This is a genomic window from Spirilliplanes yamanashiensis (assembly GCF_016863475.1).
GTDB classification, from domain to species: Bacteria; Actinomycetota; Actinomycetes; order Mycobacteriales; family Micromonosporaceae; genus Spirilliplanes; species Spirilliplanes yamanashiensis.
Map to the genome: position 1 here is coordinate 23,911 of NZ_BOOY01000004.1, position 21,364 is coordinate 45,274.

The window sequence follows — 21,364 nt, forward strand, 5'->3', positions numbered from 1 at the left end:
AATTCGTTGCGCTCCCGCCGCTGAACGGGCGAGGCGCATTTGGCCCGGGCGGGTAATCTCGCCGCATGCGACTGGCTGATTCCTTCCGGAGCGAGCGGTTCGGCGCGGTCCGGATTCACGAGCTGCAGCGGGTGATCGAGCTGGACTCCGGCGCGCTGCCCGACACGGGCGCGTCCGGTCAGTCGTCCGGCAGCCGCGTCGTCTCCGCCAATGCCATCCGGGCGATCGAATCGGAAATGGTCGTCGTCGTCCCGTGCATGAATGAGACACGAAGCGTCATCGAGGGTGTGCTCTCCGGAATTCCGCACGACTGTCTCATCGTGCTCGTTTCCAACAGCGATCGGCGGCCCGTCGACCGTTTCGAGATCGAAGTGCAGACGGTGGAACAGTTCTGCCGGCTGACCGGGCGGCCCGCGATCACCGTGCACCAGAAGGACCCGGGCGTCGCGGCCGCGTTCAAGGCCGCCGGCCTGCCGGAGCTCATCGGCGACGACGGCCTGGTGCGCAACGGCAAGGGCGAGGCCATGCTCATCGGCATGGCGCTGGCGGCGCTGTCCGGCCGGTCGTACGTCGGCTACGTCGACGCGGACAACTACGTGCCCGGCGCGGTCCACGAGTACTGCAAGGCGTACGCGGCGGGCCTGCACCTGGCCGGCAGCCCGTACTCGATGGTGCGCATCTCCTGGCACTCCAAGCCGAAGCTGCGCGACGGCCGGCTGTTCTTCAGCCGCCGCGGCCGCAGCAGCGAGGTGACCAACGCGTTCCTCAACCGCGCCGTCGCCGAGTACTCGGGCTTCGGCACCGAGGTCATCGCCACCGGCAACGCGGGTGAGCACGCGCTCAGCCTGGAGCTGGGCCTGCGGCTGCGGCTGGCGGGCGGGTTCGCCGTCGAGCCGTACGAGTACATCGACCTGTTCGAGCAGTTCGGCGGGGTGCTGGAGAGCGCCCACCCGGACGTGGTGGCGTCTTCGGTGCCGGTGCTGCAGATCGAGACCCGCAACCCGCACTTCCACGACAACAAGGGCGACGAGCACGTGCAGGGCATGCGCATGCAGGCGCTGAACGTGCTCTACCACTCGCCGGTGACCCTGCCGGCCGTGCGCGCGGCGATCCTGGAGTTCATGGTCGCCCAGGGGGCGCTCGAACCGGGCCAGGAGCCGCCCCGCGAGCGGGTCTACCCGCCGGTGGGCTCGCTGGCGTTCGACCTGCTCTACGACGCCCTCGACGCCGAGGCCACCTCGTTCCGCCGCATCGGCTGGGCCCCGGCAGCCCCGGTGCCGGCGCGCTGGCCCGGCCTGGGCTCGGCGATCCCGGTGTCGCCGGCCCCGGCGCGCGAGCCGGTCGCCGCGGCCGACTGACCGGGGCTCACGCGTACGGCGGGTACTGCCCCGGCGGCGGGGCCGGCTGCGCCAGGTGCGGCGGGGCTGGCTGCGCCAGGTGGGGCGGCGCCGGGTGCCCGGGGAAGCGCGCCGCCCACAGGTGGATCGGGCCGTGCCAGGCGGCGAGGTCGCGGGCTCGCTCCTGCTCCAGCGCCGCCCACGCGCCGTCGGCCAGCGCCAGCGCGAGGCGGCGCCGGGCGCGGTAGCGGGTGGCCGCGCCGCTGAACGGCAGCACCGCCACGATGAGCCCGGGCACCGTCTCGACGACCCCGAGCACGACCAGCACCCCGCCGTCGCGTTCCGTGAGGCCGACGAGCGTGGCGAGCAGCCCCAGCCCGGCGAGCAGGCCGCCCGCCACGACGGCGCCGACGTGCGAGCCGTTGTGCGCGAACGCCCAGGCGGCCACCGCGAGCAGGGCCGCGCAGAGCGCGATCAGCAGCAGGACGCCGCCCATGAGCAGCAGGTCGGCCGGCTCGCGGCCGGTGAGCGAGGCGGTGCTGAGCAGGACCGCGAACATCGCGACGAAGCTCAGCGACGCGAACCCGAGCAGGGCGACGACGGTCATGACGTCGAACGGCACGTGCGCGGGACCGGCGGGCGCGGGCCCCTGCGGCGGCGGCGGACCGGGCGGCGGCGGACCGGGCTGCGCCTGCCACTGACCCGGCGGCGGGCCGGAGGGCGGCCCCGGCGGCGGGCCGGACGGCGGCCCCGGCGGCGGGCCCGGCCACGGTGAGGGCTGGGTGACGGACGGTCCTGGCGCGGGCGGCCCGGACGCGGGCGGTGGCGTGGGTTGCGGCGGACCGGCGTTCGACATGCGCAGCACCCTAGTGATCCGGCCCGGTTCCGGCCGCCCCGCGCACAACGGCACGGTTACGCCGAGGTTGCGAACCTGTGAGGGCACTCACGCCGCATCGAGGGTCCGGGCCCCGCGGCGTGCGCCTACGATCGCAGCCAAGCCCGACGGCGGGATCCGCAGGGCGCACGAGCGGCACACCCGGCCCGGCCCACCCGCTGTCCGCCGGGGATTCGCCGCTGCCCCCCATCGCACCCGGACCAACGAGGACTGATGACTCCCGTCGTACTGATCGCCGAAGAACTCGCCCCGGCCGCCCTCGACGTACTCGCGCACGACTTCGACGTGCGGCACGTCGACGGCACCGACCGGCCCGCCCTGCTCGCGGCCCTGGCCGACGCGGACGCCGTGATCGTCCGCAGCGCCACGAAGATCGACGCGGAGGCCGTCGCGGCCGCGCCGCGGCTCAAGGTGGTCGCCCGCGCCGGCGTCGGCCTGGACAACGTCGAGGTGCCCGCCGCCACGGCGCGCGGCGTCATGGTCGTCAACGCGCCGACGTCGAACATCGTGTCCGCCGCCGAGCAGGCCGTCGCGCTGCTGCTCGCCGTCGCGCGCAACACCGCCAGCGCCAGCGCGGCGCTGAAGAACGGCGAGTGGAAGCGCTCGAAGTACACCGGCGTCGAAGTGCAGGGCAAGACCGTCGGCGTCGTCGGCCTCGGCCGCATCGGCGTGCTGTTCGCCCAGCGCATGGCGGCGTTCGGCACCCGGCTGATCGCGTACGACCCGTACATCCAGCCGGCCCGCGCCGCCCAGCTCGGGGTGCGCCTCGTGGGCCTCGACGAGCTGCTGCGCGAGAGCGACTTCATCTCGATCCACCTGCCGAAGACGCCGGAGACGGTCGGCCTGATCGGCGAGAAGGAGCTGTCGATCGTCAAGCCGGGCGTGCGCATCGTGAACGCGGCGCGCGGCGGCCTCATCGACGAGCAGGCCCTGGCCGACGCGATCGCCGAGGGCCGCGTCGGCGGCGCCGGCATCGACGTGTACGGCAAGGAGCCGTGCACCTCGTCGCCGCTGTTCGCGTTCGACAACGTGGTCGCCACCCCGCACCTGGGCGCGTCGACGAACGAGGCGCAGGACAAGGCCGGCCTGGCCGTCGCCAAGAGCGTGAAGCTGGCGCTGCAGGGCGAGTTCGTGCCGGACGCCGTGAACGTGCAGGCCGGCGGCGTCGTCGACGAGGACGTCCGCCCGCTGCTGCCGCTGGCGGAGAAGCTGGGCAGGGTGTTCACGGCGGTGGCCGGGCAGGTCGCGGCGAGCATCTCGGTCGAGGTGAGCGGCGCGATCGCCAGCCACGACGTGGCGGTGCTGAAGCTGGCCGCGACGAAGGGCCTGTTCGCCTCGGTGGTCGAGGAGCAGGTCACGTACGTCAACGCGCCGCACCTGGCGGCGGACCGGGGCGTCGAGGTCACCCTGACGACCGACGAGGCCGTGGTCGACCACGCGAACCTGGTGACGGTTCGGGGCGCGCTGCCCGACGGCCGCACCGTCAGCGTGGCGGGCACGGTGGTGATCACGGGCACCCGCGAGGTCGTGCGGCTGACCGAGGTGGACGGCTACCCGCTGGAGCTGGCGGCCGAGGGCATCCTGCTGTTCTTCCGCTACGCCGACAAGCCGGGCGTCGTGGGCACGATCGGCACGTTCCTGGGCGAGGCCGGTCTGAACATCGCGGCGATGCAGGTGGCGCGGCAGGAGGCCGGTGGCCAGGCGCTGATGACGCTGACCGTCGACGAGGCGGTGGACGCGGAGCTGCTGACGAACGCGGCGGCCGCGATCGGCGCCACGGCGGCCAGCGCGGCGGACCTGCGCGACGAGTAAAGGCGGACACGCCTGATTTGCGTCTTGCGCGGCATCGGTCCCCGTCGCTAGCGTTGTGCCCGCCGCTTCCGGTGGCGCCGGCGGGTCTTCGGGTGACCCTGCGGGCGCGGCCGGGCGGCGCACCCCCGAGTACGCGTGCTGCGCGTACCCGACGTGGCGGCCCCCGTTCCTCCTTGCCGGGAGGGGCGGGGGCCGCTCCATATGGTGGGACCCGCGTACCGGCTGCCGGGACGTTGCCCTAACCTCGACTAAGGTTCCGACCCAAGGACGGGGCCGGGGCGTGGGTCGAGGGAGTTGAGTTGACGGTGGCGCGGATCGCGGTGGTGGCCGGCGACGGCATCGGGACCGAGGTGACCGCGCAGGCGCGCAAGGTCATCGACGCCGTGCTCCCGGGCGTCGAGGCGACCGAGTACGACCTCGGCGCGACCCTCTACAACCGCACCGGCGAGGTCCTGCCCGACTCCGTCCGCGACGAGCTGGCCGGCCACGACGCCATCCTGCTCGGCGCCATCGGCGACCCCAGCGTCCCGCCGGGCGTCCTCGAGCGCGGCCTGCTGCTCAAGCTCCGCTTCGACTTCGACCAGTACGTCAACCTGCGCCCCAGCAAGCTCTGGCCGGGCACCACCAGCCCGCTGGCCGGGGTCAAGCCGGGCGAGATCGACATGGTCGTCGTCCGCGAGGGCACCGAGGGCCTGTACGTCGGCGCCGGCGGCGTCCTGCACCGCGACACGCCCGCCGAGATCGCCACCGAGGAGAGCCTGAACACCCGGCACGGCGTCGAGCGGGTCGTCCGCGACGCGTTCGCCCGGGCCCAGCGCCGCGACCGGCAGCACCTCACCCTCGTGCACAAGACCAACGTGCTGACGCACGCGGGCGGCCTGTGGGCGCGCACCTTCGCCGCCGTCGCAGCCGAGTTCCCCGACGTCACCACGGAGTACCAGCACATCGACGCGGCCGCCATGTTCATGGTGAGCAACCCGCAGCGCTACGACGTCGTGGTGACCGACAACCTGTTCGGCGACATCCTCACCGACATCGCCGCGGCCGTCACCGGCGGCATCGGCATGGCCGCCAGCGGCTCGGTCAACCCGGAGCGCGCGTACCCGTCGACGTTCGAGCCGGTGCACGGCTCCGCGCCCGACATCGCGGGCAAGGGCATCGCCGACCCGGCCGCCGCCATCCTGTCCGGCGCGCTGCTGCTCGAGCACCTGGGCCACCTCGACGAGGCCCGCCGAGTATCCGAGGCGGTCGCGGCCGAGGTCGCGTCCCGCACGCCGGGCGCGCCCCTGCGCACCGCCGAGGTGGGCGACCGCGTCGCCGCCGCCGCGGCCGCCTGACGCAGCTCCTCGTACGTTCCCCCTGCCCCGAGGCCCGCACGACGGTGCCCGGTCGTTGCCGCGTGCGCGACTTTAACGACCGTTCGGGGTACCTTCTCAGCGTTGAACCTTGACTATTGGAGGTCAGGCACATGAGCGGTGGTGACACCCTCGATTTCGAGATCCGCCGGAACCCTCAGCCGGTATCCGACGCGGAACGCACCGCGCTGCTGGCCAACCCGGGCTTCGGTCGCATCTTCACCGACCACATGGTCACGATCCGCTACGCCGAGGGCAAGGGCTGGTACGACGCCCGCGTCGAGGCCCGCGGCCCCATCCCGATGGACCCCGCCGCCGCCGTCCTGCACTACGCGCAGGAGATCTTCGAGGGCCTGAAGGCGTACCAGACGGACGACGGCGTGACGATGTTCCGGCCCGAGGCGAACGCCGCCCGGTTCACCGCGTCGGCGCAGCGGATGGCCATGCCGGCGCTGCCGGAGGACCTGTTCCTCGGCTCGCTGCACCAGCTGATCGAGATCGACCGCTCGTGGATCCCGCAGGGCGAGGGCGCCAGCCTCTACCTGCGCCCGTTCCAGTTCGCCACCGAGGTGTTCCTCGGCGTGCGGCCGGCCACCGAATACCTGTACTGCGCGATCGCGTCGCCCGTCGGCTCGTACTTCACCGGCGGCGTCAAGCCGGTGTCGGTGTGGGCGTCGCAGGAGTACACCCGGGCGGCGCCCGGCGGCACCGGCGCGGCCAAGTGCGGCGGCAACTACGCCGCGTCGCTCATCGCCCAGGGTGAGGCGGCGGCGCACGGCTGCGACCAGGCGCTGTTCCTCGACGCGGTGGAGCGCACCTACGTCGACGAGCTCAGCGGCATGAACGTGTTCTTCGTCTACGACGACGGCACGCTCGTCACGCCGCCGCTGACAGGCGCCATCCTGCCGGGCATCACCCGCGACTCGGTGATGACGCTGGCCCGGCGCGCCGGCCACACGGTGCAGGAGCGCCCGGTCAGCCTCACCGAGTGGCAGGAGGGCGCCGTCAGCGGGCGCATCCGCGAGGCGTTCGCCTGCGGCACCGCCGCGGTCATCACGCCGATCGGCGTGGTGAAGTCGCCCGACGGCGAGTTCACCGTGGCCGACGGCGGCTCCGGCGAGGTCACGATGCGGCTGCGCCAGGAGCTGGTCGACATCCAGCGCGGGCGCGCCGCCGACGACTTCGGCTGGGTGCACCGGGTCCTCTAGGCCCGGCGAACCCCCACCCGCAGCAGCGCGTCCAGGGCGGCGTCCGTCGCCGGTGGCTGCGGGGCCGGCAGCACCGCTGCCCGGACCCGGCGCACCGGCGGCGGCGCCCGCCAGGCCCGCACAACCAGGTTGTGTCCGGCCGTGGCGCCGGGCTCACCGCCGCGCTGCCGGCTCCCCGTCGGCGGTGAGCAGGTGGCTGCGCAGCGCCGCGACCTGCTCCTCGGTGACGCCGATGTCGCGCACGTACCCCTCGACCGAGCCGTGCTTGGTGCGCAGGTCGTCGAGGAACAGCTGCATCGCGTCGGCCGGGCACTCGAAGTAGCGGGGCGTGACCGGCGTCGGGTCGGCCTTCGCCAGGTGCTCGGTGAGGGCGGTCATGGCGGCCGTGCTCAGCGCGTAGTCCTCGGCGATGACGTCGTCGGCGACGCCGACCAGCGCCAGCGTCAGCGCGCACACCACCCCGGTGCGGTCCTTGCCGGCCATGCAGTGCACCACGGCGGGCGCGCGGTCCGGGTCGGCCAGCAGGCTCAGCGTGGTGGCGAGGCCGTCGGCGCCCTCCTCGGCGAAGTTGAGGTAGCGGTCGGCCAGCCAGCGCGGGTGGTGGGTGTCCTCCGGGTAGTCGACCCGGCCCCAGTCGAGGTGCCGGATCGGGGTGTGCCGGTAGTCGAGGCCGGCGGCCTCGGGCACCCGGCCGAACTTCGTCACCTCGAACGTGCGGCGCAGGTCGATGACCGTCTTCACGCCCAGCTCGGCCCAGGCGGCGGCGTCGGCGTCGGCGATGCCGTGCAGGGAGTCGGAGCGGAAGACGCGGCGCCAGCGGGTGGTGCGGCCGTCGAGGCCGGGGTAGCCGCCGAGGTCGCGGAAGTTGAACAGGGCGTCGAACGCGATCGTGCGCGAAGGGTTCTCCACGCCGCCAACCCTACGAGGCGCCTAGGACAGGGCCCGGACGTCGAGGTCGGTGAACCGCACCTGCGCGGTCTCGTCGTAGCCGCGGGGCGCGGTGAGGCCGAGGCGCAGTGTGCCGGTGGCGGGGTGCAGCGCGTCCATGGGCGAGTCGGCGAGCACGACGCCGTCCCGGCTGATCGAGACGTTGCCGCCGCCCGGCGCCAGGTAGAACCGCATGCGGGCGGAGCCGCCCGGCTCGATCTCCTGCGGGAACTTCACCTCGAGCGCGCCGAGCGGGCTCCGGTCCTGCGCCGAGCGGACGGTGACGCCGGTGGCGCACACGTCGGCGCGGTAGCCGCTGCCGTCGCGGGCGTCGAACCACAGGACGCCGCACGTGCCGGGCGAGAGCAGCGCGACGTCGACGGTGACGTCGTGGCTGCCGGCCACCGCGATCGCGGGACCGTCGCACCGGTGCTCGCCCGCGGTCTTGCGGCTGATCACCAGGCCCTCGTCGAAGGCGCAGATCGCGCCGCCGTCGCGGCTGATCGACTCCTTCCACGCCCCGGCCGTGCGCAGCGGCTCGGACGCGACGGGCGAGCTGCTGACCACCGGCTCCGTGGGCTCCTCGCCGGCGGCGATGAGCGCGCCGATCGTCAGCGTCAGCAGGCCGCTGGCCAGGAACCACAGCGCGCCGACCGCGACCACGATGCCGGTCAGGCAGATGCCGGCGATCTGCCAGCCGCTCATCGAGCGCCGGGGCGGCCGGGGTGGCGGAAAGGGCGGCCCCGGCGGGCGGCCCGGCGGGGACGGCGGCCGGGAAGCCACGACGGTGGCCGCTCCGCCGGTGGGGGTGCCGGTGGGCGCGGCCCCCGGCCAGGGCCGGTCGCCGGTGTCCGGCGCCGCGTGCCGGGCCGCGCTGGTGGCCGCCCGGCGCAGCGCGGGCCGCCGGGCGAGGTCCGCCTGGCCGCCGGCGAGCAGCAGGTCGAGCAGCTCGCGGGCGTGCGGCCGGTCGGCCGGGTTCTTGGCCAGGGTGAGCGCCACCAGGTCGCGCAGGTGCGGCGGCAGGCCGTCGAGCACCGGCGGCTGGCTGACGATGCGCATCGCGGTCGCCGGGGCCGAGTCGGCCTGGAACGGGGTGCGGCCCGTGCCCGCGTACGTGACGACGGCGCCCCACGCGAACACGTCCGCGGCGGGGGTGACGGCCCGGCCCGAGGCGGTGTCGTCGAACCGCTCCGGCGCCATGTACGCCACCGTGCCCAGCATCTGCCCGGTGCGGGTGTGCTGGCTGGTCGGCTCGAACGCGCGCGCGATGCCGAAGTCGATGACCTTGGGGTTGCCCGGCGGCAGCAGCACGTTGCGCGGCTTGAGGTCGCGGTGGATGACCCCGGCGCCGTGGATGGCGGTCAGCGCCGTCGCCACCCCGATCGCCACGCCGTGCAGGGTGCCCGCCGACAGCGGCCCGCGCCGCTCCACCACCTCGGCCAGCGAGGGGCCGTCGACGTACTCGACCACCAGGTAGGGCGGGTCGGCCTCCGGGTCGGCGTCGAGCACCTCGGCGGTGCAGAACGGTGGCACCTGGCGGGCGCGCTCGACCTCGCTGCGGAAGCGGGCGCGGAACTCGTCCTCCACGGCGAACTCGGAGCGGACCACCTTGACGGCGACGTCCTGGCCGCCGGGGGAGCGGCCCAGGTAGACCGTGCCCATGCCACCCGCGCCGAGCCGGGCGGTGAGCTCGTACGGGCCGATCCGGCGCGGGTCGCGCGGCAGCAGGTTCTCCGGCATCCCCCCGCCTCTCCATCGAACCCGGAGAATCTACCCCGGTTGATCCGCCTGGTCACCGTCCGCCTGCGAATCTTCGCCCTCGCGACGATAGCTGCGGGGGTCGAACGCGCCACCCGGCTGTTCCGCCACGAATTCGCCCTGGGCGTCGGGCACGGTCGTCCCCTCGGCGCGGTCCGGGTCGTTCTGCAGTGGTTCTGTCATGGGACCGCACGTACCCCCGGCCGGGTGACCCGAATCCGTCCCGCATCGTGGAAGGCCGGCGCCCGGGGCGGCCCGGAGTGGCAAGCTACGTCCCGTGACCCACCTCGTGCTGATTATTCGCACGTAGCGCGCCGGCCGCCCCTTCGAGGCCGACGCGCAGACCTCCCGCATCCGCGGGGGGTCTTTTTGTTGTGAGGAAGGAACCTCCCGCCATGAGCTACCAGGTGTTCGACACGAGCCTGCGCGACGGTGCCCAGCGCGAGGGCATCAGCTACTCGGTCGTCGACAAGCTCGCCATCGCCCGCCTCCTGGACGAGTTCGGCGTGGGCTTCATCGAGGGCGGCTGGCCGGGCGCCATGCCGAAGGACACCGAGTTCTTCCGCCGCGCGAAGACCGAGCTGGACCTCAAGCACGCCGTGCTGGTCGCGTTCGGCTCCACCCGCAAGGCCGGCGTCGACGTGGCGGACGACCAGCAGGTCAAGGCGCTGCTCGACGCGGAGACCCCGGTCGTGTGCCTGGTCGCCAAGTCCGACATCCGGCACGTCGAGCGGGCTTTGCGCACCACCGGCGACGAGAACCTGGCCATGGTCCGCGACACCGTCGCCTTCCTCGTCTCGCACGGCCGCCGGGTGTTCGTCGACTGCGAGCACTTCTTCGACGGCTACCGCCACGACCCCGACTACACCGCCTCCGTGGTGCACGCCGCGTTCGCCGGCGGCGCCGAGCGGGTCGTCATGTGCGACACCAACGGCGGCATGCTGCCGTCCCAGATCACCCGGGCCATCGGCGAGCTGACCGAGCGCCTCGGCGTGCCCGCCGACCAGCTCGGCATCCACTGCCAGAACGACACCTCCTGCGCGGTGGCGAACACCGTCGCCGCCGTCGAGGCCGGGGTCCGGCACTTCCAGTGCACCGCCAACGGCTACGGCGAGCGCCCCGGCAACGCCGACCTGTTCGCCGTCGTCGCCAACCTCCAGCTCAAGCTCGGGCTGCCCGTCCTACCGGACGGCTGCCTGGAGAAGGCGGTGCGCGTCTCGCACGCCATCGCCGAGATCGCGAACCTCACCCCCGACACCCACCAGGCGTACGTCGGGGCCGCCGCCTTCGCCCACAAGGCGGGGCTGCACGCGAGCGCGATCAAGGTCGACCCGCTGCTCTACAACCACGTGGACCCGGCGGTCGTCGGCAACGACATGCGCATCCTGGTGACCGAGATGGCCGGCCGCGCCAGCATCGAGCTGAAGAGCCGCGAGCTGGGCATCGAGCTGTCCGGTCACCAGGACGCCTTGTCGAAGGTCACCCAGCAGGTGAAGGACCTGGAGGCGGTCGGCTGGTCGTTCGAGGCCGCCGACGCGTCGTTCGAGCTGCTCGTGCGCGACCACGTGCCCGGCGCCGCGTACGACCGGCCGTTCGAGCTGGAGTCGTACCGGGTGCTGGTCGAGCACCGCGCCGACGGCACGGTCGTGTCCGAGGCCACCGTCAAGATGCGGGTCCGCGGCGAGCGGGTCATCACCACCGCCGAGGGCAACGGCCCGGTCAACGCCATCGACGAGGCGCTGCGCACCGGCCTCACCGCGCACTACCCGGAGCTGGCGAACTTCGAGCTCGCCGACTACAAGGTGCGCATCCTGGAGGGCTCGCACGGCACCAACGCGGTCACCCGGGTGCTGGTCGAGACGAGCGACAAGCAGCGCGACTGGACCACCGTCGGCGTCCACGACAACGTGGTCGAGGCCAGCTGGCATGCCCTGGTCGACGCACTCACCTACGGACTCGCCCACACGACGCCCGCATCTGCGCCACGATCGGGATCATGGGGGAATTCATCGCAGTGACCGCGGTGCGCAGCACCGACGCGGCCTTCGTGGCGGACACCATCGTCCGCCACGCCCGGGACAACGGGGTCGAGGCCGAGCCGACGGACGCGCACGGCGACGACCTGGTCGCCGTGCACCCGCCGGAGAACGGCTGGACGGTCGTCGCCTGGCCGATGCCGGTCGTCGCGGCGAGCCTGGGCGGCTGGCTCTCCCGGGAGCTGGGCGCCCAGGTCAGCGCGATCGACGTGTACGACGGCGACTACTGGCAGCACGTGGCCTTCTACAAGGGCGAGGTCCGCGACCGGTTCAGCTCGGTGCCGGACCACTTCGCCACCGACGCGGCCACGGCGGAGCGCCTGCGCCGCGAGTGGGCCGGCGACGTGTCGGTGCTGGTCGACTTCTTCGACCGCCCGAAGTCGGCGATCGCCCCGTACCTGGTCCGCGCCGCCGAGGTCTCCGGCCCGGCGTTCCCGGGCGACGAGTTCGACCTCGACGACGTGTGGGTCTTCGTCGACTTCTGGCGCAAGCTGGGCATCACGTACCCGGACCCGGGAGCGCCCCTGCGCCACCTGCGCCTGGACGCCGAGGCGCTGCCCCAGGACGACCCCGCCCGCTGATGCGCCTCGCCCGGGCCGCGGCCCTCGGCTGCGCGGCGCTGTGGGCCGGCGGCGTGGCGCTGGGCGTCACGCTGCTGCCGTACGCCGCGCTGTGCACCCTGCTGGCGCTGTTCGCGGCGGCCGCCGCCGGCGGGGCGCCGGGGGAGGTGGTCGAGGTGCTCGCCACCTACTCGTGGATCCACGAGCCCGCCCAGCCGCAGCCGTCGGTTCCGGCCGCCGGTGTGCTGCTGCTGGTGGCGGGCCTCGTGGCGCTGCTGCCCGACGGTCGGGAGAATGCCCTCCCATGATCCGCTACGCCCGCGCCGCCGCCCTGGCCTGCGCCGCCCTCTGGGTGGCCGGTGCCGTGCTGGACGTGCCGCTGCTGCCGTATCCGGGGACGTGGACGATGGCGGCCCTGCTGGCCGTCGCCGTCCTCGGCGGGGCGGCGCGTGCGCTGGTCGTGGCGTTCGGGGCGCTCACGCTGTACGCGTGGGTGCTGGACCTGCGGGGTGCGTACCCGTTCGACGTCACGCTCGACGGGTCGGCGGTCGCGGAGGCGTGGTTGCTGGGGGTGGCCGCGGCGGCGGCGGGGTACGCGATCGCGGGTGGGGCCGGCCGGCCGTGGTCGCGGCGGCGGGCGGTGGGCGCCGCGGTGGTGTGGGTGGTGGGCGCGGGGCTGTTCGCGTGGTCGCTGGCCGCCGCGCTGACCGACGTGGCCGGGGAGCCGGCGTCGGCCGTGGTGGTCGCCGGGCCGGGTGCGGCGGCGCTCGTGCTGGCGGGGGCCGTGCTGGTGGCGTGGGCCGGCCGGCGGGGTGGCCGGGCGGCGGCGGCGGTGCCGCTGCTGGTGGCCGTCGCGGCGGGGGCGTGGTGGCTGGCCGAGGCGGCGGCGTTCGAGTTCGCCTACACGGCGTACGACACGCAGCCGCTCCGGGCCGACGAGATGTCCTCCGCCTACGCCGGCTCGCTGGACATCGCGGTGGAGTCGCCGTGGCCGTTCGGCGGCTGGGGCGGCGCGGCGGACTGGGGGCCCGCGCTTCCGGCGCTGGACACCCTCGTGTTCCTGGTCGGGCTGGTGGGGCTGCTGGTGGCCGACGACCGGGTCAGGGAAGCGTGACGGTCGCGACGATCGCCCGGTGGTCGCTGCCGGTCTGGTCGTGCACGGACAGCTCGTCGACGCGGATGCGCTCGTCGACCAGCACGTGGTCGATGGTGACCGGCGGGATCGGGTCGCCGTCGTACGGGCCCCACGTGCCGATCAGGCCCCTGCCCACCGCGTCGGCGGCGTCGCGGTAGCCGCTGTCGAGCAGCCGGCGCAGCGGGGCGTGGTCGAGGGTGGCGTTGAAGTCGCCGAGCAGGATGCGCAGCGGGCCGCCCGGGGTGGCGCGCGGCTGGGCCTCCAGGTCGCCGCGCCAGTCGTCGACGACGTGCACCGCCCACGGGGCGAGCGGGTGGGCCGACTCGACGAGGACCGGGGCGGCGCCGGGCAGGGCGACGGTGGCGTACGACTGGCCGAAGCCGCCCGCGTTGCGGCGGAAGCCGGGGTCGGTCAGCGGGTGGCGTGACCACAGGGCGGAGCCGGTGGTGCCGACCTCGCCGTTGGACTGCCGGTGCGGCAGGTCGGTGCCCAGGCCGGCGGCCAGCAGGGCGGCCTCGCCCTCGGGGGTGTACTCCTGCAGGGCCAGCACGTCGACCCGGCGCTCGCGGACGAGCCGGGTCAGCTGGGCCGGGTCGGCGCCGCCGAACAGCATGTTGGCGGTCATGACGGTGAGCCGGGCGCCGCGGGCGGCGGGCTGGTTGTCCGGGATCGCGCGCGGCAGGACGGCGCCCACGAGGGCGACGGCGGCCACGACGGCGAACGCGGCGGGCAGCCAGCGCCGCCGGATGAGCGCGGTCAGCGCGAGCGGCACCGACCACGCCGCCACGTACGGGGTGAACGCGAACAGCTGCACGAGCGGGCCGATCTCCCAGCCGCCGAGCCGGATCACCGCCCACGCCAGCCCCGGCAGCACCAGCAGCCACCAGAGCGCGGTCCGGCCCCGCCGACGGGTGCTCGGCGGGGCCGGTGCGGTGATCGTCATGGGTCCGACGGTATCCGCCGGACGCCACGAACCGGGTTAGGCGTACGGGTTGAAGTCCAGGGCCGCCATGATGAACCAGGACGTGGCGCCGACGTGCTGGCGCTGGAAGTAGCCGAACGCGAAGCCGGTGTCGAACGCGCTGGTCGCGGCCACGATGCCCGCCTTCTTCGGCAGGACGGTGCCCGTCCAGGTGCCGCCCTCGCCCGGGTTCGACAGCTTGCCGCCGTCGGGGTCGTCGGTGAGGCCGACGGTCTGCCCGCCGCCCACCTTCTCCTGGGCGATGACGGTCTCGCGCAGCAGCCGCTTGGCCAGCGCCCGGTCGCCCTTCTCGCCGCGGAACAGCAGCGCGAGCGCGGTGTGGCCGTTGCCCTCCAGCCAGACGGCCTCGCGGACGTTGGGCCGGGTGCTGCCGGACACGTTGCCGGTGAGCACCTTCGACTGGCTGGCGTAGGCGACGCCGGAGACGTGCACGCCGGCGGGCAGCTGGGTGTTAGGCACGTTCGGGCCGTCGGTGGACCACAGCTCGTCGGTCACGTAGTCGACGCCGGCGTTGTAGCGCTTCTCGCGCAGCGACAGCAGGCCCCAGGTCTGCACGTCCGACGGGATGTTGCCCTTGTTGATGAGGTTCGGGTCCTCACCGGGCAGGCCGCCGATCGTGCCGGTCCAGAAGAAGCCCTCCTTGCGGTTCCACATGGAGCGCACGAACTCGCCGGCGACGGCCGCGCGGGCCTTCCAGCGCCGGTCGCGGGTGTGCTTGAACAGCAGGTTGAACAGGGCGTACACGTCGATGTTGTGCTCCGAGGAGACCCACTTCTGCGGGGTCTCGCCGTCGGCCTGGATGCCGCCGTGGTAGCCGCCGTAGCGGTACGGGCTCTCCTTGTCGGTGATCCACAGGCCGATCGTGACGGCCGCGTCCAGGTACTTCGCTGCCCGGGTGCGGTCGTAGAGCTGCACGAACGCCAGCGCCACCCACGCCATGTCGCCGGTGGCCGAGCCGCTGAAGCCGAACGGCCACAGGAACGCCGCCTTGCCGTCCTCGCGCTCCAGGCCGGGGAAGAACGCGCCGCCGCCGTAGAACTGCATCGGGCCGGCCGCGTACGCCTGGCGCACCCGCCCGTCGGTGTACTTCTCGTCGTTGGCCTGGGCGAACAGCAGCGCGTCGCCGATCAGCCGGGCGCGGCGCACGTTCTCGCGGGTCGGGTTGGCCAGGTAGGCGCAGATGGCGAGGGCGTTGTCGTAGACGAACGCCGTCGTCATCAACTCGCCCTCGTTGTTGTAGCTCTGCAGCAGGCGCGGCGTGCGGCCCTCGAAGTACGCGTCCTGCACGGTGTCGAGGTACTTGTAGGCGCGGTTGACGGGCTTGAGGAACGACCGGTCGACCAGGCCGCGCGGGGCGTTGATCTGCGCGGCGGCGGCGGGCGACTCGAGGCCGAGGGAACCGGCGGCGGCCGCGGCGGCGGCGACGGCGGGCAGAGCCAGGACCTGGCGGCGGCCGAGGTTCAGGGACGAAGCGGGCATCAAAGGTCTCCTGCGGAGGGTGAGAGAGCGCTCTCTCGGGAAGCGCCGTGGCCCATTGAAACGTGATCGACATCTCTGGGCAACCCCCGAACCGCCGAAGGCGGGCCATCGGCACATTCGCATGCCCTGAAGGCCCGCCTTTGCGGCGGTTCCTCTGTGCGATTTACAGCTTCGCGTCCACGACCTCGCCGACGTTCGCCGCCACCAGCTCGTCGCGCAGCACCGCGGCGTCGCCCTCGACGACCACCGTCAGCCCGTCCGGGTGCAGGTGCGTCCGCGCCGCCGCCGACACCTCCTCGACGGTCGCGCCGAGCAGCCGCTCGCGCAGCGTCGCGTGGTAGTCGTCCGGCAGGCCGTGCAGCACCAGCGTCGCCAGGGCGCCCGCGATCGCGCCCGGGGTCTGCATCTCCACCGACAGCTGCCCGGCGCGCCAGGTGCGGGCCACCGCCAGCTCGTCCTCCGTCACGCCGGTGGCCCGGGTGCGGGAGATCTCGCCGACCGTGTCCGCCAGCGCCGGGGCCGTCACCGCGGTCTGCACGGCCGCGCTCACCGAGAACCGGCCGAACCGGCGGGAGAACCCGAAGTCGCCCCGGATGCCGTACGTGTAGCCGCGCACCTCGCGGATCAGGTGGTTGAGCCGGGACGTGAACGCCCCGCCCAGCACCGTCGCCGCCAGCGACATCGGCACGTAGTCCGGGTGCGCCCGGTGCGGGGCCCGGTGGCCCAGCCGCAGCGTCGACTGCACCGAGCCGGGCCGGTCGACGAGCAGCACCCGGCGGGCGTCGCGCACCGGCACGTCCAGCGGCTCGTCCACCGGCAGGTCGTCGCCGGAGGTGCCCGCGAACGCGGCCGCGGCCAGCGCGTCCAGGTCCAGCACGTCCAGGTCGCCCGCCACCAGCAGGGTGCCCGGCCGCAGGAACCAGTCGGCGTGGAACGCGGCCACGTCGTCGGCCGTCACCGCCGCCGTGGACGCCGGGTCGCCGTGCAGCGGCCGGCCGTACCGGCCGTCGAACAGGTCCGCGCGCAGCGCCGCGTCCGCCCGCGGGCCGGGCTGCGCCCAGTCCATCTTGAGCGCGGTCACCTCGTCGTCGCGGACGCGGCTCACCTCCGCCGGGTCCAGCAGCGGGGTGCGGGCCGCCTCGGCCATCAGCTCGACCGCCGCCGGCAGCACCCCGACGGGCACGCCCACCGCCAGCCGGAACGCGTCCCAGTCGACCGATGTGGACAGCTCCGCGCCGAGCCCCTCCAGTGCCAGCGCGTACGCCGTCGCGTCGCGCTTCGTCGTGCCCTCCTCCAGCGCCTTCGCCAGCACCGACGCGGCGCCCTCGCGGCCCGCCGGCTCCCGGGCGGCGCCCGCGTCCAGCAGCAGCGACGCCGAGGCGAGCATCTGGCCCGGCAGGTGCGCGGCGACGACGCGGCCGCCCGCGACCGTGCGGCGCACGATGTCCGGGAAGCGGTACGGCCGGGCCGCGCCCGACCCCGGGCGTTCGGCGATCAGGGTCACGCGGTCTCCTCGGTCTGCTCGGGCAGGTAGGTCAGGGTCACCCGGGACTCGGGCGTGAACAGCTCCGCGGCGGCCTGCGTCACGTCGGCCGCCGTCACCGCCAGCCAGCCGCCCAGCCGCTCGCCGGCCCGGGCCGGGTCGCCGAACTGGGTCGCGTACCGGCCGAGGGTGTCGGCGCGGCCGCCCACCGTGGACAGCCCGCGCCACCACGACGTGGTCAGCAGCGCCTTCGCGCGGTCCAGCTCGGCCTCGGTCACCGGCTCGTCGACCAGGCTGTCGAGCACCTCGCCCAGGCCCGCCTCCAGGTCCTCGACGGCCACGCCGTCCTTCACCGTGGCGGTGACGATGACGGGCGCCGGGGCGTGCGCCAGGTCCACGCCGTACGCGCCGATGTAGTCCGGCTGCGCGATCCGCTTGCCGTCCGCGAGCCGCTGGTACAGCCGGCTGCCGCGGCCGCTGCCGAGCACCGTCGCCAGCACCGTGGCGGCGTCGTAGCCGGGCGTGCCGAACGGGTGCGTGCGGTGCGACAGGTAGATGCGCGCCGCCGGCACCGCCCCGACCACCGTCTCGCGGGCCGGCTCGGTGAGCCCGCCGGCGAGCGTGCCGTCCGGGGCCGGCGGGATGTCCGGCTTGGCGGGCAGGGACCCGAAGTACTTCTGCGCCAGCCCGAACACCGTCTCGGCGTCGGTGTCGCCGACGACGGTCAGCACCGCGTTGTTCGGCGCGTAGTACAGGGTGTGGAACGCCTGGAACGTCGCCAGGTCGGCCGCGTTCAGGTCCTCCATCGAGCCGATCGTGGCGTGGTGGTACGGGTGCCCCGGCGGGTACAGCAGCGGCAGCAGGCGCAGCCACGCGTCGCCGTACGGCACGTTCTCGTACCGCTGCCGGCGCTCGTTCTTCACCACCTCGCGCTGGTTGTCCAGCGTCTCCTGGGTCAAGGCGGGCACCAGGCCGCCCATCCGGTCGGCCTCCAGCCACAGCGCCAGCTCGAGGTGCTCCGACGGCATCGTCTCGAAGTAATTGGTGCGGTCCGGGTTCGTCGTCGCGTTCAGCGAGCCGCCCGAGCCCTGCACCAGCTTCATGTGCTCGGTCTTCGCCACGTGCACCGAGCCCTCGAACATCAGGTGCTCGAAGAGGTGCGCGAAGCCGGTCTGGCCGGCGGGCTCGTGCCGGGAGCCCACGTCGTACCACAGGTTCACGCACACGACCGGCGCGGTGCGGTCGGAGCTGACGACGACCCGCAGGCCGTTGTCCAGCCGTGCGGTTTCGATCGGCCACGGATAACCCGTGGTGGCCACAGACGGTGACGGCACACAACCTCCTCGACGTACGGACCCCCAGCATTCCAGCTTCGGTCAGCTTTCGGTCACCGGTGGTGCCATGGTCCCCATGCTGACGACAGAACCCGTGCTGGAGGCGGCCTCCGCGGCCCGCATGCTCGAGCAGACGCTGTTCGAGGTCAAGAAGGTCATCGTCGGGCAGGACCGGCTCGTCGAGCGGCTCATGACCGCGCTGCTCGCCCAGGGCCACTGCCTCCTGGAGGGCGTGCCCGGCGTCGCGAAGACGCTGGCCGCCGAGACCCTGGCGACCGCCGTGGGCGGCCGCTTCCACCGCATCCAGTTCACGCCCGACCTGGTGCCGTCCGACATCCTCGGCACCCGCATCTACCGGGCCTCCCAGGAGAGCTTCGACGTGGAGCTCGGGCCGGTGATGGCCAACCTGGTCCTCGCCGACGAGATCAACCGCGCGCCCGCCAAGGTGCAGTCCGCGCTGCTGGAGGTCATGGCCGAGCGGCACGTCTCCATCGGCGGGCGCACCTACCCCGTGCCGGAGCCGTTCCTCGTGCTGGCCACCCAGAACCCGATCGAGAGCGAGGGCGTCTACCAGCTGCCCGAGGCGCAGCGCGACCGGTTCCTCATGAAGGTCGTCGTGGACTACCCGACCGACGAGGAGGAGCTGGGCATCCTCTACCGGATGGGCACCGGCCGGCCCGCCGCCCGCCCCGTGCTCGACACCGCGCGGCTGATGAGGCTGCAGGCCATGGCGCGCGAGGTGTTCGTCCACCACGCCCTCGCCGAGTACGTGGTCCGGCTCGTGCTCGCCACCCGCGACCCGAACCGGTTCGGGCTTTCCGAGGTCGCGCAGCACCTCGCGTACGGGGCCAGCCCTCGCGCCACCCTCGGCCTGGTCGCCGCCGGCCGGGCCCTCGCCCTGCTGCGCGGCCGCGACTACGTGCTGCCCACCGACATCCTGGAGCTGGCCCCGGACGTGCTCGCGCACCGCCTGGTGCTCAGCTTCGACGCCGTCGCCGACGGGCTCACCCCCGACGACCTGGTGCGCCGCGTCGTCGAGGCCGTCCCGCTGCCGCGCATCGCCCCGGCGCAGGGCGGCCCCGGCCTCGGCGGCCCCGCCGAACAGGTCGCGGCATGAGCGGCGGCGCCACCGTCACCGAGCTGCTGCCGCAGCGGCGGCTGCGCCGGCTGGAGCTGCAGATCACCCGGCGGCTCGACGGGCTCCTGCACGGCCAGCACCTCGGGCTGCTGCCCGGCGTCGGCTCCGAGCCCGCGGGCAGCCGCGAGTACCGGGCCGGCGAGGACGAGGTGCGGCGCATGGACTGGGCCGTCACCGCCCGCACCGCCGTGCCGCACGTCCGGCAGCTCGACGCCGACCGCGAGCTCGCCACCTGGGTGCTCGTGGACGCGACGCCCAGCATGGACTTCGGCACCGGCGAGCTGGAGAAGCGGGAGCTGGCCGTGGCGGGGGTCGCCGCGGTCGGGTTCCTCACCGCGGGCGCCGGCAACCGGCTCGGGGCGTACCTGCTCGGCGGCGACGGCATCACCCGGTTCCCGGCCCGCACCGGCCGCACCCACCTGCTCGGGCTGCTGCGGGCGCTGCTGGCCGTGCCGCGCGGCATCCCGGCCGCCCAGCCGGTGCCGCTCGCCGCGGCGGTCGACAACCTGCACCGGGCCACCCCCCGGCGCGGCCTGGTCGTGGTCGTCAGCGACTTCCTCGACGGGCTGCCCGACGACGGCCTCGGCCCGGGCGCGCCCGACTGGGAGAAGCCGCTGCGCCGGCTCGCCGCCCGGCACCAGGTGCTCGCCGTGCACGTCACCGACCCGCGCGAGCGGGAGCTGCCCGACGTCGGGCTCATCACGCTGGTCGACCCGGAGACGGGCGCCCGCCGCGAGGTCGGCACGGCCAGCCGCCGGCTGCGCGAGCGGTACGCCGCCGCGGCCGCCGAGCAGCAGCGGGCCGTCGCCGCCGCGCTGCGCCGCACCGGCGCCGCCCACCTGACGCTGTCGACCGACCGGGACTGGGTCGCCGACATCGTGCGCCACGTCCACACCCAGCGCCGGCTCGCCGCCGGCGCCCGCCACCGACCCATCGGGGGAGGCACTCCGTGACGTTCGAGGCCCCGGCCCGGCTGTGGCTGCTCGCCGCCGTCGCCGCACTGGTGATCGCGTACCTGCTGCTGCAGCGCCGCCGCAGCGCGTACGCGGTCCGGTTCACCAATCTCAAGCTGCTCGACCGGGTCGCGCCGAAGCGCCCGGCCTGGCGGCGGCACGTGCCCGCCGGCCTGTTCGTCGCGATGCTGGCGCTGCTGGTGGTCGGCTTCGCCCGCCCGCAGGACGACGTGCGGGTGCCGCGCGAGCGGGCCACCGTCATCGTCGCCGTCGACGTGTCCAACTCGATGCTCGCCGACGACGTGGCGCCCGACCGGCTCACCGCCGCGAAGGCGGCCGCGCACGAGTTCGTCGGCGGGCTGCCCGAGCAGTTCAACGTCGGGCTGGTCGGGTTCGCGGGCGCCGCCAACGTGGTCGTCGCCCCGGTCACCGACCGGCCGGCCGTGGCCGCCGCCATCGACCGGCTGGCCCAGGGCGAGGGCCCGCAGGGCACCGCCATCGGCGAGGCCATCGCCACCTCCCTCGACGCCGTCCGCAACCTCGACGCGCAGGCCGCCGAGGACCCGCCGCCCGCCCGGGTGGTGCTGCTGTCCGACGGCGCGAACACGGCCGGGCGGGACCCGGCGACGGCGTCCGCGCTCGCCGCGCAGCTCGGCGTCCCCGTCGACGCGATCTCGTTCGGCACCGCCGACGGCGTCATCGGCGGGCGGGGCGCGTCCGGCACCGCCGTCGCCGGCCAGCGCGTGCCCGTCGACGGCGAGACGCTGCAGGCCGTGGCGCAGGCCACCGGCGGCGGCTACTTCGAGGCCGGCACCAGCGAGCAGCTGCGCGACGTGTACGCCGACATCGGCAGCTCCGTCGGCCACGAGACGCGCGTGCAGGACGTGTCGGCCCGGTTCATCGGCGCCGGCCTGGTGCTCGCCCTGCTCGCCGCCCTCGCGTCCATGTTCTGGTTCGCCCGGCTTCCCTGAC

Annotated in this window: 19 protein-coding genes; 11 read left to right on the forward strand and 8 right to left on the reverse strand. The window is 74.3% G+C overall.

The annotated features are described in order from the left end of the window. Window positions 1-65 precede the first annotated feature (65 nt). Complete coding sequence (gene mpgS, locus Sya03_RS03655; protein WP_203936710.1) at window positions 66-1,358, forward strand: mannosyl-3-phosphoglycerate synthase; 1,293 nt, start codon at window positions 66-68, stop codon at window positions 1,356-1,358. A 7-nt stretch (window positions 1,359-1,365) separates the two neighbouring features. Here the strand turns inward: mpgS and Sya03_RS03660 are convergent, their stop codons facing one another. After that, entirely contained in the window at window positions 1,366-1,944 is a 579-nt protein-coding gene (locus tag Sya03_RS03660; RefSeq protein WP_203936711.1) for a hypothetical protein, read from the reverse strand. Window positions 1,945-2,445: 501 nt separating this feature from the next. On the opposite strand from Sya03_RS03660, the gene serA reads away from it, so the two are divergent. From serA to Sya03_RS03675, 3 genes are all read left to right on the forward strand, one after another. Then, on the forward strand, window positions 2,446-4,044 hold the full coding sequence (gene serA / locus Sya03_RS03665; protein WP_203936712.1) for a phosphoglycerate dehydrogenase: 1,599 nt from the start codon (window positions 2,446-2,448) through the stop codon (window positions 4,042-4,044). Between the two features lie 299 nt (window positions 4,045-4,343). Further along, window positions 4,344-5,381: a 3-isopropylmalate dehydrogenase gene (locus Sya03_RS03670; RefSeq protein WP_203936713.1), complete on the forward strand. Its 1,038-nt coding sequence runs from the start codon at window positions 4,344-4,346 to the stop codon at window positions 5,379-5,381. A gap of 131 nt (window positions 5,382-5,512) precedes the next feature. Beyond that, window positions 5,513-6,607: a branched-chain amino acid aminotransferase gene (locus Sya03_RS03675; RefSeq protein WP_203936714.1), complete on the forward strand. Its 1,095-nt coding sequence runs from the start codon at window positions 5,513-5,515 to the stop codon at window positions 6,605-6,607. A 153-nt stretch (window positions 6,608-6,760) separates the two neighbouring features. Here the strand turns inward: Sya03_RS03675 and Sya03_RS03680 are convergent, their stop codons facing one another. From Sya03_RS03680 to Sya03_RS03690, 3 genes are read right to left on the reverse strand one after another with little or no spacing between them, the layout of a single operon-like run. Continuing rightward, on the reverse strand, window positions 6,761-7,516 hold the full coding sequence (locus tag Sya03_RS03680) for a tyrosine-protein phosphatase (RefSeq protein ID WP_203936715.1): 756 nt from the start codon (window positions 7,514-7,516) through the stop codon (window positions 6,761-6,763). A gap of 21 nt (window positions 7,517-7,537) precedes the next feature. Then, window positions 7,538-9,274: a serine/threonine-protein kinase gene (locus tag Sya03_RS03685; protein WP_203936716.1), complete on the reverse strand. Its 1,737-nt coding sequence runs from the start codon at window positions 9,272-9,274 to the stop codon at window positions 7,538-7,540. Window positions 9,275-9,304: 30 nt separating this feature from the next. Then, entirely contained in the window at window positions 9,305-9,475 is a 171-nt protein-coding gene (locus tag Sya03_RS03690; RefSeq protein ID WP_203936717.1) for a hypothetical protein, read from the reverse strand. A 212-nt stretch (window positions 9,476-9,687) separates the two neighbouring features. Between Sya03_RS03690 and cimA the strand changes: the two genes are divergently transcribed. Genes cimA through Sya03_RS03710 form a run of 4 tightly spaced genes read left to right on the forward strand, consistent with a single transcriptional unit; the run spans window position 9,688 to window position 13,002 of the window. Beyond that, window positions 9,688-11,310 (forward strand): citramalate synthase, encoded by a 1,623-nt coding sequence (gene cimA / locus Sya03_RS03695; RefSeq protein WP_203936718.1) that lies wholly within the window; start codon window positions 9,688-9,690, stop codon window positions 11,308-11,310. After that, window positions 11,289-11,909, forward strand: coding sequence for a hypothetical protein (locus Sya03_RS03700; RefSeq protein WP_203936719.1), 621 nt, complete (start codon window positions 11,289-11,291; stop codon window positions 11,907-11,909). The genes cimA and Sya03_RS03700 overlap by 22 nt, the downstream gene beginning before the upstream one ends. Further along, window positions 11,909-12,196 (forward strand): hypothetical protein, encoded by a 288-nt coding sequence (locus Sya03_RS03705; RefSeq protein WP_203936720.1) that lies wholly within the window; start codon window positions 11,909-11,911, stop codon window positions 12,194-12,196. The genes Sya03_RS03700 and Sya03_RS03705 overlap by 1 nt, the downstream gene beginning before the upstream one ends. Further along, complete coding sequence (locus Sya03_RS03710; RefSeq protein ID WP_203936721.1) at window positions 12,193-13,002, forward strand: hypothetical protein; 810 nt, start codon at window positions 12,193-12,195, stop codon at window positions 13,000-13,002. The genes Sya03_RS03705 and Sya03_RS03710 overlap by 4 nt, the downstream gene beginning before the upstream one ends. On the opposite strand, the gene Sya03_RS03715 is transcribed toward Sya03_RS03710, so the two are convergent. The 4 genes from Sya03_RS03715 to Sya03_RS03730 all read right to left on the reverse strand — a co-directional run bounded on the left by Sya03_RS03715 (window position 12,989) and on the right by Sya03_RS03730 (window position 18,286). Beyond that, the gene (locus Sya03_RS03715) at window positions 12,989-13,966 is read right to left on the reverse strand and encodes an endonuclease/exonuclease/phosphatase family protein (protein ID WP_203936722.1); all 978 of its coding nucleotides are present in this window, start codon (window positions 13,964-13,966) and stop codon (window positions 12,989-12,991) included. The genes Sya03_RS03710 and Sya03_RS03715 overlap by 14 nt on opposite strands. A gap of 36 nt (window positions 13,967-14,002) precedes the next feature. Continuing rightward, the gene (locus tag Sya03_RS03720) at window positions 14,003-15,484 is read right to left on the reverse strand and encodes a hypothetical protein (RefSeq protein WP_239107091.1); all 1,482 of its coding nucleotides are present in this window, start codon (window positions 15,482-15,484) and stop codon (window positions 14,003-14,005) included. 163 nt (window positions 15,485-15,647) lie between these two features. After that, on the reverse strand, window positions 15,648-16,988 hold the full coding sequence (locus Sya03_RS03725) for a M16 family metallopeptidase (RefSeq protein WP_203936723.1): 1,341 nt from the start codon (window positions 16,986-16,988) through the stop codon (window positions 15,648-15,650). Next, entirely contained in the window at window positions 16,985-18,286 is a 1,302-nt protein-coding gene (locus tag Sya03_RS03730; protein ID WP_203936817.1) for a M16 family metallopeptidase, read from the reverse strand. Before Sya03_RS03730 ends, Sya03_RS03725 begins: the two co-directional genes overlap by 4 nt. Before the next feature lie 82 nt (window positions 18,287-18,368). On the opposite strand from Sya03_RS03730, the gene Sya03_RS03735 reads away from it, so the two are divergent. Genes Sya03_RS03735 through Sya03_RS03745 form a run of 3 tightly spaced genes read left to right on the forward strand, consistent with a single transcriptional unit; the run spans window position 18,369 to window position 21,363 of the window. Next, entirely contained in the window at window positions 18,369-19,418 is a 1,050-nt protein-coding gene (locus tag Sya03_RS03735) for an AAA family ATPase (RefSeq protein ID WP_203936724.1), read from the forward strand. Next, a complete protein-coding gene (locus Sya03_RS03740) occupies window positions 19,415-20,392 on the forward strand; it encodes a DUF58 domain-containing protein (protein ID WP_203936725.1) in 978 nt (325 codons plus the stop codon). Before Sya03_RS03735 ends, Sya03_RS03740 begins: the two co-directional genes overlap by 4 nt. Then, window positions 20,389-21,363 (forward strand): VWA domain-containing protein, encoded by a 975-nt coding sequence (locus tag Sya03_RS03745; RefSeq protein WP_203936726.1) that lies wholly within the window; start codon window positions 20,389-20,391, stop codon window positions 21,361-21,363. The genes Sya03_RS03740 and Sya03_RS03745 overlap by 4 nt, the downstream gene beginning before the upstream one ends. The last annotated feature ends 1 nt before the right edge of the window (window position 21,364 follow it).